Origin of the sequence: Streptomyces sp. NPDC094448 (assembly GCF_044763775.1) — a bacterium.
Taxonomy (GTDB): Bacteria; Actinomycetota; Actinomycetes; order Streptomycetales; family Streptomycetaceae; genus Streptomyces.
The window spans coordinates 265,490-281,468 of record NZ_JBIWGU010000012.1; the positions used below are offsets into that span (position 1 = coordinate 265,490).

Here is a 15,979-nt window from a genome sequence, read left to right on the forward strand (position 1 = left end):
GGCGTCATGCTGCCGCGCCGGCCAGGACGGCCGCCGCATGACGGGGCGGGGGACCGGCCGGAATCAGGCCGTCGCCCTTGGTGCAGGGCTGTTCCGGCTCGGCGAGCAGGACCAGCAGCATCGAGCGGGCACGGGCCACCCGGGACCGGATGGTCCCGACCGGGCAGTCGGTGACCTCGGCCGCCTCCGCGTACGACAGGCCCAGCAGCTGCGTGAGGATGAACGCCTCGCGGCGCTCGTCCGGCAGTGCGGCCAGCAGGTCGAGGAGTGCGATGCCCTCCTCGAACCCGGGCACGCCGACCGGCTGGGTCTGTTCGGCGGCCCGCCGCCAGTCCTGGCGGTCGGCCAGGCGGGGGCGGGCCGCGGCCCGCCGGAAATCGTCGATGACGGCCCGGCGTGCGATCGACAGCAGCCAGGCCCGGGCCGAGGAGCGGCCCTCGAACCGGTGCAGGCTGCCCAGGGCGCGTATGAACGTCTCCTGGGTCAGATCGTCCGCCGACTGCGGGTCGGCGCTCAGATAGGCGACGTAGCGCAGTACGTCGTAGTGCAGGGCGCGGATGAACCGCTCGACGGCATCCGGATCGCCGCCCCGGGCGGCCAGCGCCCAGCCGGTGATCAGTTGATCGGCCTCCTCCGTTCTGTCGTGCTTCTTGGGTCTGTTGCGCGGCCCGCGTAATGCGGGCAGGGCAGGAGCAAGCACCTGGGGTCCTTCGCGAATCGCACAGGGAACGGCGGCATACGGAGCTGCCGGTTCCGGCTGTAGTGGGGACGGCGGCCGTGCGCGGGCACGACCGCGAACCGGGGCGGGGGTGCCGAAGACACCCGAAGGCCCCGGGAAGACCTGCTGTTCCGGATCGCCTCTTGCGGATTCCGCAAGAGAGGCGACTAGCCGACAGCGGTCCTCAAGGGCGGTCCCCTGGTGGTGATCGCGTGGACGAGGTGCAGATGGTACGGCGCCCAGTGCGAGCGGTTACGGCGCACCAGCCGGCGCGGGCGGCGCGACAGCGCGGGCCGGGTGAGCACGAGCCGCAACGGGGCGGCCAGCCATCCGGCGGCGGCGCGCACCAGCCGGTAGGCGACCCGTTCGCCGTATCCGAGCCACAGACCGCAGAGCAGGGCGGCCACCAGGTGGGCTCCGGACATGCCGAGCGACGGCATGCCGCTCACCAGCCAGTGCCCCATGTCGGTGCCGGTGTCCGGGCTCGTGTGGGCGGAGTGGCCCATGGGCATCTTCATGAGCAGGGAGTGCGCGTGGTTGCCGCCCGTGTGCGCCGAGCCCGCGCCGTGCTCCGGGGGTCCGTCCGGCATCCCGCCCGGGGCGGGTGGCGCCGCTGCCGACTGTGCGAGCGAGAACCCCCAGTGGAGCATCTTCTGGGCCCCGACGACGAGCGTCACGATCAGCGCCGGTCCGCGTTCCCGGCCGGCCAGCACCCAGCCGGCACCGCCCGTTGCCGCGCCCCCGGCCACCAGGGCCCACCAGGGCACGGCGCAGCACGACATCATGGTGTGCCCGACGGCAGCGAGCAGCACGCAGACGGCCGCGAACAACGCGGCCCGTACCGTGCGCACATACCAACCGGCATCCATGACTGGCTTCATCCTTGCACCCGAATTGCGGTCGTTATGGATCAGTATCCAAACTCACGGGGTGCCCCGCTCAAGGGGACCGGTGTGATTCAGCACGTGATCTTCCGGGGAACCGATCGCCCCGTCGAGCCGACTTCATCAAGGGAAGTCTGCCCGTGGACCTCCGGATGCGGGAGGGGGTACGGGCTCGGGTCGGCCGGGGAGCCGCTGTCGGGGTCGGATCTGCGGTGGAGTGGTGGGCCGGTTTCCGGGGTGCTCCGGAAACGGCTTCGGCGCGGGGCTGCTGCCCCGCGCCGAAACTCGTCACTGTTCAGTGCGTGTACTGCTGTGTTCCGCAGGCTCCCGGGGAGTCGGCTGGCCGGGCTCGGTCACAGCCTCCCGCGGGCGCGCTGCGGATGCCGTCTCAGTTGGTCCGGCGGCGGCTGCGGTTGAGGAGCAGGGCGCCCGCGGCGAACACCGCCGCGCCGCCCGCCCAGGTCACGGCGCCGACCGTCGAGGAGCCTGCGGGCTGCGAGGCGGCGGAGGCCAGGGCGGGCGCCTGCTCGTCCCCGCCGTGACCCGAGTGGCTCACGGTCGACAGGGACGCGCCCGCGTCGATCTTCGCCTGGGTCGGTGCCTTGGCCGTGGCGGCCGAGGAGCCGAAGACGACGTCCGAGCAGCCGTAGAAGGCCTCGGGGCTGTCGTGGCGCTGCCAGACCTTGTAGATGATGTGGCGGCCCGTACGGGCGGGCAGGTTGCCGGTGAAGCGGTAGTAGCCGTTGTCGCTGACGCGCGGCGTGGCGTGCGTACCGACCGGGGCCGGGTCGAGGTCCGACCACTTCAGGGGCTTCGTGGGGTCGAAGCCCGGCTTGGTGATGTACATCGTCATCGTACCCAGGTGGGCCGCGGTGATCCGCACGTTGAAGTTGTACGAACCGGCGGCCACGTTCGTGGCGGGCCAGTCGGCGCGGGCCCAGTCCAGGGCCCGGTACTTCACGCGGTTGGCGGAGCAGAGCTTCCCGTCGGGGATGAGTTCCTTGTGCTTGCCGTTCGCATTGGCGATGTTCACCTCGTTCCAGTCGTACAGCGGCTGGGTGCCCGAGTCGGCGACGAGGTCTTTACAGACCTGGGACTTCGGGGTCTCCGGGCCTTCGGCGAAGCAGGCACTCACCCTGCTGACGGGGCCGAAGACGGAACCGTGCGCGCTCGCGGGGGTGGGCGCCAGGGAGACGAAGGTCGCGGCGGAAGCGACCATGGAGGCCGCGGCGATGCGGCGGCGTGCGGAAGACATAGTGGCTCACTCTCGTACGTGTAGGGCCGTCGGGAGTAACGGGGTAACACCGGCCCGACCGTGGGGGGTTGGGGCGGTGGTCTGAACCAGAGGATCGCATTGGTACACACCAATCACAAGAGGGTGCGCCCGATCTACCCCGAAATGGCAGCCTTTCCGGTGGGCGTACGGGGCGGCCTCGGAGCCGTATCGCAGACTTCCGTACCGCCTCAGCCCTTCGGGGGCCGCTGCGGTCCGTGACCGGGGACGTCGAGCCGCGGGCCCGGCGGACTGCGGCGGCGCGGGCGGATATCGCCCGCGTGATGCAACTCCCCCCGGCAGGGCGGCCGTCGCACTCCGGCTCGGCTCGCGCCCCGGCACGGACCCGCGCCCTTCCGGCCCGACGCCCCGGCCCGACGCCCCGACGGCGCGGGCCACCCGGCGGCCGTGACCCGTTTCCCGACCGGGGCCGCCACTCCCCCTAGGCGCCCGCCCCATGGCCGCTTAGGGGGTGCGCCCTGCCGTCCTAGGGGGCTGACGGGCCGGCGAGGCCCTCCTTATGCTCAAGGCGTTCCGTTGCGGGGGAGACGGCGTCGCGGGAGCTGTCGCGGCCGCTCTCCGGCCACCGGCGGGTCCGGTACGCGGCGGACGCGTCCCCTCGTCCCGCGCTACCGCACCTCCATCCGATCGTGCCCCTCCTGTCCGGCCCGAGCAGGTCCGGCGGCAGGTCCGACGGTTCCCCCTGCCCGGCAGGAGAAGTGCCGGCCCGAGCTGTCCCGGGCGGGACCGGCCCCGGGCCATCCCGACGAAAGGACGATGACATGACCAGTGGGGTGGCGTTCCTCTTCCCCGGCCAAGGGTCCTACGTACCGGGTGTCTTCGCCGGTATCGGCGCCGATGCCGACCGGGTGGCGGCCCTGGTCGCGGAGATCGACGCGGCCGTCGGGGAGTTCCGGCTGAAGCCGGTCCGGCCGCTTCTGTTCTCCCCGGACGCACCGGGGCTGGCAGAACTGCTCGAATCCGACCACGAGCGGCTCGACGTGGCCATCCTGGCGACCTCCGTCGCCCTGGCGGAGCTGCTGGAGACCCGGCACGGGATGCGTCCCGACCATGTCGCCGGGCACAGTCTCGGGGAGTTCGGTGCCCTGGCCGTCGCCGGCGTCTTCACCCCGGGCGACGCGGCCAGGGCGGTCTGCGAACGCCACGCCACGCTGCGCAAGGCACCGCCGCCCACCGGCGGGATGCTGGCGGTGAAGGCGGACGCGGCCCGCGCCGGGGAGCTGATCGCTGCCGCGGACGCCGGGAGCGCGGCCGTATCGGCGCTGAACTCCCCCAGCCAGACGGTGATCAGCGGCGCCGAAGCGGATCTGGTGAGAATCCGGCAGCTGGCAAAAGAGGAGGGGATCCGTACCTCCCGGCTGCATGTCCCCGGTCCCTTCCACGTCCCGCAGCTCGCGGACGCGAGTGCCCTGTACGCGACGGCGATGCGGACCGTACCGGTGTCCGCGCCCCGGGAGCGCTTCTTCTACTCCCACGGTCTGGGCCGCTTTCTGACGGCTCAGGACGATGTCGTCGACCTGATGGTGAACGATATGACCCGGCCGGTGCGGTTCCACGACTCGGTACGGGCGCTGAACGCCGAGGGTGTCACGACCTTCGTGGAGTGCGGTGCGCTGGACGTCCTCACCCGGATCGTGGCCGGATCGCTGCCCCGCGCCGCGACCGTGGCGCCGCTCCGGGAGGCCGTGACGGCACCGGATCTGTCCGCGCGGCTGGAGCCCGTCCGCCCCTCGGCCGTGACCGGCGGAAGCCCGCCGGCGGGCCCGGCACCGGCCGCTCCGGTCGACCCGGAGGTCCTGGCGGGGGTACGCGCCGCCTGCGCCGAGGTTCTGGAGTATCCGCTGGACGTCATCACCGACGACGCCGACTTCCAGGCCGATCTCGGTGTCGACTCCCTGGCGATGACCGAACTGCAGGCCCACGCGCTCCAGCGGTTCGGCCTCAAGGACACCTTGCAGGACGCGGATACGGGGACGTACGGCACGGTCTCCGGTCTGGCCGCGTACATCACGGGCCTGCTCGGGGAGAGCGCCGGTACCGCCTCCGGGCAGCGGTGATCCGGTCGTGACCGCCGGTGCTCCGGACGAGGAGGAGCCGCGCGACGACACGATCGCCGTCGTCGGGATGGGCGTCGCCGTGCCGGGCGCCGGAGACCCCGAGGAGCTGTGGGAGCTGCTGTCCGGTGAGAGACCCGTGTTCGAGGAGCCGATGGACCGCTTCCGGCTGGACTCCTTCTGGTCCGCGGACCCGGCCGCCGAGGACCGCGCCTATGTCCGCACTTCGGGTTTCCTCCACGGCTTGCGGCCGGATCCCGCGGAGCCGGCGGCCGGAGCAGTCCCGGCCGCCGCACAGAATCCGTTCTGGCTGCGGCACTGCCTGCTCCAGGCGCGGGAGACCGTCACCGCCCGCGGCACCGACCGGTACGCCTACTACGTCGGGGCCGGCACCCTGGTCGGACAGCGCACCGACGAAGCGGTCCTGGCCGAATGCGTTCCCCGGGCCGTGGCGGAGCGCCTGCACCCCGACGAGCCCGCCCGCAGGGACCGGGCCGAGGAACGGCTGCGCGCCCTCCTCGGGCGCCACCACGGATACGGCGCCGAAGAGCCGCGGGACACCCTGCCCGACCGGGTCGCACGGGCCGCGGCCGCCGGGCTGCTGCCGGACGGCTGCGAGTTCTCCGTGGTCGACGCGGCCTGTTCGTCCTCCCTGTACGCGATCGGTCTCGGGGTGACGAGCCTGCTGGCGGGCGCCTGCGATATCGCCTACTGCGGCGGGGTGTCGGCAGTGACCCCGCGTTACAACGTCACGTTCTCCAAACTGCAGGGGCTGAGCCGCGGCGGGGACGTCCGCGCGTTCGACGACGGTGCCGACGGAACGCTGTTCTCCGACGGAGCGGGCGTGGTCGCACTCAAGCGCCTGGACCGGGCCGTCGAGGACGGGGACCCGGTCTTCGGGATCCTGGCGGGATTCGGGGGATCGTCGGACGGCCGGGGTACGGCGATCTACGCCCCCAATCCCGCCGGTCAGCGCCGCTGTCTGGACCGCGCCCGGCAGGCATCGGGTCTGACCGCGGACGCCGTCGACTGGGTGATCGCGCACGGGACGGGCACGGCCGTCGGTGACGCCGTGGAACTCCGGACCCTCGCCGCCGCCACCGGTCCGGGGGGCGTCTGGTGCGGATCCAACAAGTCCCTGCTCGGTCATACCGGATGGAGTTCCGGGGTGGTCTCGGTCGTCCAGGCGCTCACCGCGCTGCGGCAGGGCACGATACCGGCACAGCGGCGCTTCACCGGACCCGGGCTCACCGCGCAGACCGGAGACCGGGTACGCGTACCCACCGCCGACGTGCCCTGGCGGGCGGGCGGCCCGCGCCCCAGGACCGCCGGCGTCTCGGCTTTCGGCTTCGGCGGCACCAACGCCCATCTGCTGATCACCGACCGCGAGCCCGCGCGGACCGGCCCGCGCCCCGCCCGCACCGGGCCCGATCCGGTGGTCGTCCTCGCCTGGACCGCCCATCTGCCCGGCGACCCCGGTCCCGCGGCCGCGGAACGGCTGGTGCGCGAAGGCCGCTTCCCGGGGCCGCGTACCTTCGGCCCCCGCTATCCGGCGCCCCCGTTCCAGGACGTCCGTCTCCCGCCGCCCACCGTACGGGCCACGGACGCGGGCCAGCTCATGGCCCTGCGCACGGCGGGCCTGTTCGCGGCGGAGCACGGTGAGCTGTGGGCGCCGGTACGGGCGACCACCGGGGTCTTCGCGGCCGCCACCGGTCCGCCGCCGTCCTCCATGGACCACCTGGTGCGCTGCCATGCCGACGATGTGCAGCGCATTCTCGACGGACCGGACCGGGCGGCGTTCACCGACTGGCTCTCCGATCTTCGGTCCACGACCCCGGCGACCACCAAGGACACGCTGCCCGGACTGCTGCCCAACATCATCCCGGCGCGTATCGCCAACCGCTACGACCTGGGCGGTCCCACCATGCTGGTCGACACGGGCACCACCAGCGGGCTCACCGCAGTGCACACGGCCGTCCGCCAACTCGCCTCCGGGGGCGTCGACATGGCACTCGTCCTCGGTGTCAGTGCGACCGGCCGGCCCGAGTTCGCCCGTTTCATGGGCGTCGAGGCCGAGCGGATCGTGGAGGGGGCCTTCCTCCTCGCGCTGAGCCGCGAGTCCGTCGCCCGCGCGCACGGCCTGACCCCCCTCGTCCGCCTCCGTACAGCCTGGAACAGCAGCCCCCGGGCGGCTCTCGGCGGGCCCGGTGCGCCGGAGCGGACCTTCCTCGGCGCCGACGGCGTCCTCGCCGTGATCCGTGCCCTGCCCTCCGCCGCGTCCGGCGTCACCGTGGGGCCCGGGGACGGCGGACCGGGCCCGGTCATTACCCTCTCCCCCGCCGACGGCTCACCTCTTCGGCAGACAAGGACCAGCCGATGACCCACGTTCGCGATGTCGCGGCCACCGACGACCCGCAGGCCATCGCCGCCTGCGAGGTCCCGGCCGACTACCGGGCCGCCGTCGTCCTCGCGGCCGATCACCAGGCACTCGCCGGGACCCCCGTCGCCGACCGGGACCCCCGCAAGACGGTCCATGTGCAGGAGGTCCCCACCCCCGAGCCGGACCACGGCGAGGTGCTGATCGCCACCATGGCCAGCTCCATCAACTACAACACCGTATGGTCGGCGCTCTTCGAGCCCGTTCCCACCTTCCGTTTCCTGCGCACCCTCGGCCGGACCTCGCCGGAGGCGGCCCGCCACGACCAGCCCTACCATGTCCTCGGCTCCGATCTGTCCGGAGTCGTGCTGCGCACCGGACCGGGCGTACGGGAGTGGAAACCCGGCGACGAGGTCGTCGCACACTGCCTGCAACCGGACCTCCAGACACCGGGCGGACACGACGACACCCTGCTCGACCCCGGCCAGCGGGTCTGGGGCTACGAGACGAACTTCGGCGGCCTCGCCGAGATCTCCCTGGTCAAAGCGAACCAGCTGATGCCGAAACCCGCCCATCTCACCTGGGAGGAAGCCGCCTCGCTGGGTGTGGCGCTCTCCACGGCCTACCGTCAGCTGGTGTCCCACCACGGGGCCGACATGAAGCAGGGCGAACGGGTCCTGGTCTGGGGCGCTGCCGGCGGCGTCGGCGCCTACGCGACCCAACTGGCCCTCAACGGCGGCGCCATCCCCATCTGCGTCGTGTCGTCGCAGGCCAAGGCCGACCTGTGCCGCCGGATGGGCGCCGAGCTGGTCATCGACCGTGCCGCGGAAGGCTTCTCCTTCTGGGCGGGGCGGGACCGCCCGCGGCTGAGTGAGTGGAGCCGCTTCCGCGGTGCCGTCCGCTCCCTGGCGGGCGACGACCCGGACATCGTCATCGAGCACCCCGGCCGGGACACCTTCGGCGTCAGCGTCATGATCGCCGCCCGGGGCGGAAAGGTGGTCACCTGCGCGTCGACCACCGGCTACCAGCACACCTACGACAACCGCCATCTGTGGATGCGCGTCAAACGCATCATCGGCTCGCATATGGCGAACTACCGGGAGGCCTGGGCCGCCAACGAACTCGTCGCACGGGGCAGCATCCACCCCGTGCTCTCCCGGGCCTACCCCCTCGACGCCGTGGGCGACGCCACCCATGCCGTCGCCAACAACAGCCACCACGGCAAAGTGGGTGTGCTCTGCCTCGCCGACCGCCCCGGCATGGGTATACGCGATCCCGAGCTGAGGGCCCGCAAGCTCGACAGCATCGACCTGTTCCGGAAGGGACAGCCCCGATGAGCGCATCCGAACGACTCGACACCGTCAAGGAGTTCGTCGCCCGGGAGATCCTGGGCCGCGAACGCCATCTCGACTCGCTGGCGGAGGCGCCACTGGCCCTGTACGGGCGTTTCGCCGAGACGGGCCTGATGAACTGGTGGCTGCCCGAGGAACACGGCGGCCCGGGGCTCGGCCTCGAAGAGAGCGTACGGATCGTCTCCGAACTCGCCTACGGGGATGCCGGGGTGGCGTTCACCCTGTTCCTGCCCATCCTGACGACCAGCATGATCGGCTGGTACGGCAGCGAGGAACTGAAGGAGAGATTCCTCGGCCCTCTCGCCGCCGGAGGGGGTTTCTGCGCCACACTGGGCAGCGAGCACGAGGCCGGCAGCGAACTGGCCCGGATCTCCACCACGGTGCGCCGGGACGGCGACACCCTCGTACTCGACGGCACCAAGGCCTTCTCCACCAGCACCGACTTCGCCCGGTTCCTCGTCGTCATCGCCCGTTCGGCGGACGACCCGGGCCGGTACACGGCGGTCACCGTACCGCGGGACGCGCCGGGGCTGCGGGTCGACAAACGCTGGGACGTCATCGGGATGCGTGCTTCCGCGACCTACCAGGTGTCGTTCTCCGGCTGCCGGGTGCCCGGGGGTAACGCGCTCGACGGCCATGGGCTGCGGCTGCTGGAGATCGGCCTCAACGCCAGCAGGATCCTGATCGCCGCATCCGCCCTGGGGGTCGCCCGCAGGATCCGCGACGTGTGCATGGAGTACGCGAAGACGAAGTCCCTGAAGGGCGCTGCGCTCGTCAAGGACGGCGTGTTCGGCGGGCGGCTCGGCCAGTTCGAGATGCAGATCGACGTGATGGCGAACCAGTGTCTGGCGGCCGCGCGGGTCTATGACGCGACCGCGGCCCGGCCGGACGCCGCCAGGGTGCTGCTGCGGCAGGGCGCCCAGAAGTCGGCGCTGACCGCGAAGATGTTCTGCGGACAGACCGCCTGGCAGATCGCGTCCACCGCGTCGGAGATGTTCGGCGGCCTCGGGTACACGCACGACATGGTGATCGGGAAGCTGCTGCGGGACGTGCGGCACGCCTCGATCATCGAAGGCGGCGACGACGTCCTGCGCGATCTCGTCTACCAGCGTTTCGTCGTCCCCGCCGCGAAACGCACCTGACCCCTGTCCGGTACGGCGCCGGGGTGTCCCGGCGCCGTACCGCGACCCCCCTTTCCACCCCCCTGGATCCCCCTGGGCCGAGGGTCCGGGCCGGGAGGGGGGCGGGATGCCCGCCTAGCATTCCGGGCATGGCGAATCAGGTGACCGTGTCCGACGCGCTGCTCGCATACGTCCGGAAGGTGTCGCTGCGGGACGACGGGGTACTGAGCGGTCTGCGGGCGGAGTCGGCCGGGCTGCCGGGGGGCAGTGCTCTGCCGGTCTCCGCCGAAGAGGGCCAGTTCCTCGAATTCCTGGTGCGGCTGACCGGCGCCCGCCAGGTGCTGGAGGTCGGGACGTACACCGGTTACAGCACGCTCTGTCTGGCCCGCGGGCTGCCGCCCGGGGGCCGGGTGGTGACGTGCGACCTCACGGCGAAGTGGCCGGAGGTGGGCAGGCCCTACTGGGAGCGGGCCGGGGTGGCCGAGCTGATCGACGTACGGATCGGGGAGGCCCTGGACGTGCTGGCCGGACTGCTCGACGAGACCGGCGCGGGGCCGGAGTCGTTCGATGTCGTGTTCATCGATGCTGACAAGGCGAACTATCCGGCCTACTACGAGGCGGCGCTGCCGCTGGTGCGCGGCGGCGGCCTGATCGTCGTCGACAACACGCTCTTCTTCGGGCGTGTCGCCGATGACACGGTGGCGGACCCGGAGACCGAGGCGATCCGCGCACTCAATGCGGGGCTGCGCGACGACGATCGGGTGGATCTGGCCATGCTGGCGTCGGCCGACGGCATCACCTTGCTGCGGAAGCGGTGAACGGGATGCCGTCCGCGGCGGTCAGCGTCATCGTCCTCGGCCCCGGCCGTGGCGAGGGCTCCAGATGCAGCCGCTCCACGCCACCGGCCGGATTCCCCAGGGCCGACGCGCAGGCACAGCCGCTCTCCATGAACCCGGCGAACCGATAGGCGACCTCCATCAGACGGTTGCGTTCCGTGCGCCGGAAGTCCGCCACCAGGTGCACCCCGGCGCGGGCGGCCCGGTCCGTCAGCCAGTCGAGGAGTACCGCACCGGCACCGAACGACACGACCCGGCAGGACGTCGCGAGCAGCTTCAGGTGCCACACCGACGGCCGCGTCGCCAGCAGGACGATGCCGACGGCCCCGTGCGGGCCGAAGCGGTCGCCCAGAGTGACGACGAGGACCTCGTGTCCGGGGTCGGCGAGCAGCGCCCGCAGTGCCGCGTCGGAGTAGTGCACCCCGGTCGCGTTCATCTGGCTGGTCCGCAGGGTCAGCTCCTCGACCCGGGTGATCTCCTCGGGGCCCGCGGGCGCGATCGTCATCTTCAGGCCGAGGGAGCGGAGGAAGTCGTCGTCGGGTCCGGACCAGGCCTCTCGGGCGTGGTCGCGCTCGAATCCGGCCTGGTACATGAGGCGTCGTCGGCGCGAGTCGACCGTGGACGCCGCCGGGCTGAACTCCGGCAGGGCCGGGAGCGCGGTCACCTGCTCGGCGGGGTAGCAGCGCACCTCGGGCAGGTGGAACGCGACCTCGGCGCGTTCGGTGGGCTGGTCGTCGACGAACGCGAGCGTCGACGGGGCGAAGTTCAGCCGTTCCGCGATCTCGCGGACGGACTGCGATTTCGGCCCCCATCCGATGTGCGGCAGTACGAAGTACTCGGCCACGCCGAGCCGTTCCAGCTGCTTCCAGGCGAGGTCGTGGTCGTTCTTGCTGGCGACCGCCTGGAGAATGCCGCGGCCGTCGAGGGTGCGGACGACCTCGCGGACGGCGTCGGTGAGTACCACGTCCGCGTCCTCCAGCACGGTGCCCCGCCACAGGGTGTTGTCCAGATCCCAGACCAGGCATTTGACGATGGTCGTGGTGGTCATGGCCGTCCTCTCAGGCCGGGAGGGCCAGCGCGTGCCGCGCGAGCATCATCCGGCTCATCTCGCTGCTGCCTTCGATGATCTCCATGAGCTTGGCGTCGCGGTACGCCCGCTCGACGATGTGTCCTTCGATCGCCCCGGCCGACGCGAGTACCTGGGCGGCGAGCGCGGCGCCCGCGGCGGCCCGCTCCGCGGCGACGTGCTTCGCGAGGACCGTCGCGGTGACCGCGTCGGGTGAACCTTCGTCCCAGAGGCGGCTGGCGTGCTCGCACAGGCGCGCCGCGATCTGCTCGGCGGTCCACAGGTCGGCGAGATGCCCGGCGACGAGCTGATGGCCGGCGAGGGGCTGTCCGAACTGTTCCCGGCTCTTGGCATGGGCTGTCGCGGCGGCGGTGCAGGCGCGCAGGATCCCGAGGCAGCCCCAGGCGACGGAGGTACGGCCGTACGCGAGGGATACGGCGACGAGCATCGGGAGGGCTGCCCCGGAGCCGGCGAGGACCGCGCCCACCGGCACCCGCACTGCGTCGAAGTACAGGTCGGCGTGGCCCGCGGCGCGGCATCCCGACGGGTTCGGGACCCGTTCGATCCGTACGCCCTCGGCGTCCGACGGTACGACCACGACCGCGCCTGAGCCGTCGTCCTGGAGGCCGAAGACGACCAGGTGGTCCGCGTAGGCGGCCGCGGTCGTCCAGACCTTGTGGCCGTCGACGACGGCGGTGTCTCCTTCGGTCCGCACCCGGGTCCGCATCGCCGACAGGTCGCTGCCCGCCTGCCGCTCGCTGAAGCCGACGGCCGCGAGTTTTCCGCCGGTCAGCTCCTTCAGATAGGCCTCGCGCTGGCCGGTGTCACCGATCCGGAGGACCGTCCACGCGGCCATCCCCTGCGATGTCATGACGCTCCGGAGCGAGCTGCAGAGACTCCCGGCGTGGGCGGTCAGCTCGCCGTTGCCGCGGCTGCCGAGGCCGAGGCCGCCGTATCCGGCCTCGACCTCCGCGCAGAGCAGGCCTTCGGCGCCGAGCCGGACCAGGAGGTCGCGCGGCAGCTCGCCGGAGACGTCCCAGCCGGCGGCCCGGTCACCCACGAGGCCGGTCAGCAGCGCCTGGTGATCAGGCATCGCCGGTCCGCAGCCGGTGGACGAGGCCGACCATGGACACGACGCTGCGGTAGTTCACGAGCTGGAGGTCCGGTCCGCTGATCGTGACGCTGAACGTCTTCTCCAGGAACACCACCAGCTCCAGGGCGAACAGCGAGGAGAGGCCGCCCTCCGCGAACAGGTCGCGCTCCACCGACCAGGGCGAACCGGTCTTCTTCTCCAGGAAGGCGACCAGCTCGTGGGCGACAGGGTCGTCTTGGACGGGAACGGTCACCGGAACACCTCTTCGTAGTGGTAGAAGCCACGGCCGGTCTTCCGGCCGTGGTGTCCGTCCCGGACCTTCCCGAGGAGCAGGTCGCAGGGGCGGCTGCGCTCGTCGCCGGTGCGTTTGTGCAGCACCCGCAGTGCGTCGACGAGGTTGTCGATACCGATGAGGTCAGCAGTGCGCAGCGGGCCGGTCGGGTGGCCGAGGCAGCCCGTCATCAGCGCGTCGACGTCCTCGACGGACGCCGTGCCCTCCTGGACGACCCGCGCCGCATCGTTGATCATCGGGTGGAGCAGGCGGCTGGTGACGAAACCGGGCGCGTCCCGGACGACGATCGCCTTGCGGCCGAGGACGGCGAGCAGATCCGCCGCGGCGGCCATGGCCGCATCGCCGCTGCGGGGCCCCCGGACCACTTCGACCATCGGGATCGCGTACGACGGGTTCATGAAGTGCGTGCCGAGCAGGTCCTCCGGCCGGGCGACGGCGTCGGCGAGTTCGTCGACGGGGATCGACGAGGTGTTCGTGATGATCGGGGTGCCGGGCGGTACCGCAGCCGAGACGGCGGCGAGCACCTGCGCTTTGACCGTCGCGTCTTCGACGACGGCTTCGATCACCGCGGTGGCTGTGCCGGTCGCGTGCGCCGCCGAGGTCGCCGTCGTCAGTTCGCCGGGGTCGGCCTCGGCGGGACCCGTCAGGAGGTGAGCCATGCGGAGTTCGGCGGCGATCCGTTTCCGCGCCTCCGTCAGAATGGGGGCCGACGTGTCGACGAGTGTCACGTGGACGCCGTGGCGCAGCGCGAGGGTGGTGATCCCGGTGCCCATCACTCCCGCGCCGAGTACGAGGATCCGTTGTTCCGTTCCGGCGCCCGCGGTCGGCGTCACCACGGCAGCGAGTAGGGGTCGAGGACGTCGTCCGGTGTCGCACCGATCGCGGCCTTGCGGCCGAGACCGAGTTCGTCGGCGAAGCCGAGGAGTACATCGAACGCGATGTGGTCGGCGTAGGCGCTGCCGGTCGAGTCGAGGACGCTGAGGCTGCCGATGTGGTTCGCCGCTGTGGAGGGGTCCGCGCAGAGGCTCGCCAGCGACGGCCCGAGCGGGCGGTCGGGCAGTTGCTGGAACTCGCCTTCGGCACGGGCCTGCCCGGGGTGGTCGACGCAGATGAACGCGTCGTCGAGCAGGGCCTTCGGCAGTTCGGTCTTGCCCGGTTCGTCGGCGCCGGTCGCGTTCACGTGGAGATGTTCCAGGCGCGGTTCGGCGGGCAGCACGGGGCCCTGGCCTGCGGGTACCGAGGTGACGGTGCTGAGGACGTCGGCGGCGGCGACCGCTTCCGCGGGGCCGGTGATTTCGACGGGCAGTCCGAGGAATGCGATACGGCCCGCGAAGGACGCCGCGTGGGCCGCGTCGATATCGCTGACCAGGATCCGTTCGACCGGCAGGACCCTGCTGAGGGCGTGGGCCTGGGTCACCGCCTGGGCTCCGGCGCCGACCAGCGCGAGGGTGGAGCTGTCGGGTCTGGCCAGCAGCCGGCTCGCGACGGCCGAGACCGCGCCGGTCCGCATCGCGGTGATCACACCCGCGTCGGCGAGCGCGATCAGACTGCCGCTGTCGTCGTCGACGCGGGACACTGTGCCGACGACCGTCGGCAGCCGGAATCGCTGGTAGTTGTGCGGACTGTACGAAACGGTCTTCATGGTTACGGCGACACCGGGCACCCGGTACGGCATGAACTCGATGACGCCGGGGATCTCGCCGCTCCGGGCGAAGCCGCTGCGTGGCGGCGCCTCGGCGAGTTCGCCCCGGCCGAGCGCGGCGAAGCCGTCGTACAGCTCTTGGATCAGCCGGTCCATGATCGTGTCGCGGCCGACCACGGAGAGGATCTGCTTGATGTCGCGCTGGCGCAGGATCTTGGTCTGCATGGGTCACCCTCCTTTCTTGGTCAGGGTTCTTTTTCTCTGCGGTCCGGGTGTTGTGGTGGTGCCTTCGGCCGGGGCTGCCGGGTGGGGGGCCGCCGTACGTCTCATCGCAGCTCCCGGTCGATGAGGTCGAAGATCTCGTCCGCGGTCGCCTCCGCGGACAGCACGCCGGCCGGTGCGGCCGGGCGGGCCGCGCGCTGCCAGCGGTCGAGCAGGGCCGCGAGGCGGGTTCCGATCGGGTCGGCCCTGCGGTCGCCCGGGTCGACGCCGGCGACCAGCGCCTCCAGCCGGTCGAGCTGCGCGAGCGCCGCGGTCGCCGCGGTCGCCGGATCGTCCGGGGAGAGGAGTTCGCGGATGCGGCCGGCCAGCGCGCGGGGCGTCGGATAGTCGAAGACGAGGGTGGCGGCGAGCTTCAGGCCGGTCGCTTCGTTGAGGCCGTTGCGGAGTTGGACCGCGATCAGCGAGTCGACGCCGAGTTCCCGGAAGGCCGCGCCCTCGGGGATGTCGTCCGGCCCTGCGTGTCCGAGCAGGGCCGCCGCCTTCTGCCGTACGAGCGTCAGCAGATCGCCCGTGCGGTCCTCGTCCCGGGTGACCCGGCGGGGTACCGGTTTGGGGCGTCCGCGCAGCAGTGGCAGATCCGAGGGGAGTTCGCCCGCCACGGCGACGACACTGCCCGTGCCCGCCCGGACTGCTCCCTCGTACATCCGCATGCCCTGCTCCGCGGTGAGGGCGCTCACCCCTCCTCGGCGCATACGGCGCCGGTCGGTATCGGTCAGCTCACCGGTCAGACGGGTCGCCTGGTCCCAGAGGCCCCAGGCGATGGACAGCCCCGGCAGCCCCAGGGTGCGCCGGTGTTCGGCGAGGGCGTCGAGGAAGGCGTTGGCGGCGGCGTAGTTGCCCTGCCCGGGGGTACCGAGCACACCCGCCGCCGACGAGTAGAGGACGAATGCGGCGAGGTCGGTGTGGCGGGTGTGGTGGTGGAGGTGCCAGGCGGCGTCGGCTTTGGGTTGGAGGACGGTGTGGATGCG

14 protein-coding genes are annotated in these 15,979 nt (G+C 72.0%); 5 read left to right on the top strand and 9 right to left on the bottom strand.

Annotation, left to right across the window (positions count from 1 at the left end):
* Positions 1-4: 4 nt before the first annotated feature.
* From ACIQ9E_RS24140 to ACIQ9E_RS24150, 3 genes are all read right to left on the bottom strand, one after another.
* Positions 5-700 (bottom strand): sigma-70 family RNA polymerase sigma factor, encoded by a 696-nt coding sequence (locus ACIQ9E_RS24140; protein WP_403710217.1) that lies wholly within the window; start codon positions 698-700, stop codon positions 5-7.
* A 185-nt stretch (positions 701-885) separates the two neighbouring features.
* Positions 886-1,587 (bottom strand): hypothetical protein, encoded by a 702-nt coding sequence (locus ACIQ9E_RS24145; RefSeq protein ID WP_403710219.1) that lies wholly within the window; start codon positions 1,585-1,587, stop codon positions 886-888.
* Positions 1,588-1,990: 403 nt separating this feature from the next.
* On the bottom strand, positions 1,991-2,857 hold the full coding sequence (locus tag ACIQ9E_RS24150; RefSeq protein ID WP_403710221.1) for a lytic polysaccharide monooxygenase: 867 nt from the start codon (positions 2,855-2,857) through the stop codon (positions 1,991-1,993).
* Between the two features lie 800 nt (positions 2,858-3,657).
* On the opposite strand from ACIQ9E_RS24150, the gene ACIQ9E_RS24155 reads away from it, so the two are divergent.
* From ACIQ9E_RS24155 to ACIQ9E_RS24175, 5 genes are all read left to right on the top strand, one after another.
* Entirely contained in the window at positions 3,658-4,953 is a 1,296-nt protein-coding gene (locus ACIQ9E_RS24155; RefSeq protein WP_403710223.1) for an acyltransferase domain-containing protein, read from the top strand.
* Positions 4,954-4,960: 7 nt separating this feature from the next.
* Positions 4,961-7,330 carry a beta-ketoacyl synthase N-terminal-like domain-containing protein gene (locus ACIQ9E_RS24160; protein ID WP_403710224.1) on the top strand — a complete coding sequence of 790 codons (2,370 nt, stop codon included), beginning with the start codon at positions 4,961-4,963 and terminating at the stop codon, positions 7,328-7,330.
* On the top strand, positions 7,327-8,664 hold the full coding sequence (ccrA, locus tag ACIQ9E_RS24165) for a crotonyl-CoA carboxylase/reductase (protein WP_403710226.1): 1,338 nt from the start codon (positions 7,327-7,329) through the stop codon (positions 8,662-8,664). Before ACIQ9E_RS24160 ends, ccrA begins: the two co-directional genes overlap by 4 nt.
* Positions 8,661-9,821, top strand: a complete 1,161-nt coding sequence (locus tag ACIQ9E_RS24170) for an acyl-CoA dehydrogenase family protein (RefSeq protein WP_403710228.1) — start codon at positions 8,661-8,663, stop codon at positions 9,819-9,821. Before ccrA ends, ACIQ9E_RS24170 begins: the two co-directional genes overlap by 4 nt.
* A 128-nt stretch (positions 9,822-9,949) precedes the next feature.
* On the top strand, positions 9,950-10,618 hold the full coding sequence (locus tag ACIQ9E_RS24175) for an O-methyltransferase (protein WP_403710230.1): 669 nt from the start codon (positions 9,950-9,952) through the stop codon (positions 10,616-10,618).
* Here the strand turns inward: ACIQ9E_RS24175 and ACIQ9E_RS24180 are convergent.
* The 6 genes from ACIQ9E_RS24180 to ACIQ9E_RS24205 form a co-directional block, all read right to left on the bottom strand.
* The gene (locus ACIQ9E_RS24180) at positions 10,596-11,684 is read right to left on the bottom strand and encodes an HAD-IIIC family phosphatase (protein WP_403710231.1); all 1,089 of its coding nucleotides are present in this window, start codon (positions 11,682-11,684) and stop codon (positions 10,596-10,598) included. The genes ACIQ9E_RS24175 and ACIQ9E_RS24180 overlap by 23 nt on opposite strands.
* Before the next feature lie 10 nt (positions 11,685-11,694).
* Positions 11,695-12,795, bottom strand: coding sequence for an acyl-CoA dehydrogenase family protein (locus ACIQ9E_RS24185; protein ID WP_403710233.1), 1,101 nt, complete (start codon positions 12,793-12,795; stop codon positions 11,695-11,697).
* The gene (locus ACIQ9E_RS24190; RefSeq protein ID WP_403710234.1) at positions 12,788-13,048 is read right to left on the bottom strand and encodes an acyl carrier protein; all 261 of its coding nucleotides are present in this window, start codon (positions 13,046-13,048) and stop codon (positions 12,788-12,790) included. Before ACIQ9E_RS24190 ends, ACIQ9E_RS24185 begins: the two co-directional genes overlap by 8 nt.
* Positions 13,045-13,923, bottom strand: a complete 879-nt coding sequence (locus ACIQ9E_RS24195) for a 3-hydroxyacyl-CoA dehydrogenase family protein (protein ID WP_403710236.1) — start codon at positions 13,921-13,923, stop codon at positions 13,045-13,047. Before ACIQ9E_RS24195 ends, ACIQ9E_RS24190 begins: the two co-directional genes overlap by 4 nt.
* Positions 13,917-14,954 (bottom strand): ornithine cyclodeaminase family protein, encoded by a 1,038-nt coding sequence (locus tag ACIQ9E_RS24200; RefSeq protein WP_403710237.1) that lies wholly within the window; start codon positions 14,952-14,954, stop codon positions 13,917-13,919. Before ACIQ9E_RS24200 ends, ACIQ9E_RS24195 begins: the two co-directional genes overlap by 7 nt.
* Positions 14,955-15,055: 101 nt before the next feature.
* A partial coding sequence (locus ACIQ9E_RS24205) for a beta-ketoacyl reductase (protein WP_403710238.1) occupies positions 15,056-15,979 on the bottom strand: 924 nt, incomplete at its 5' end.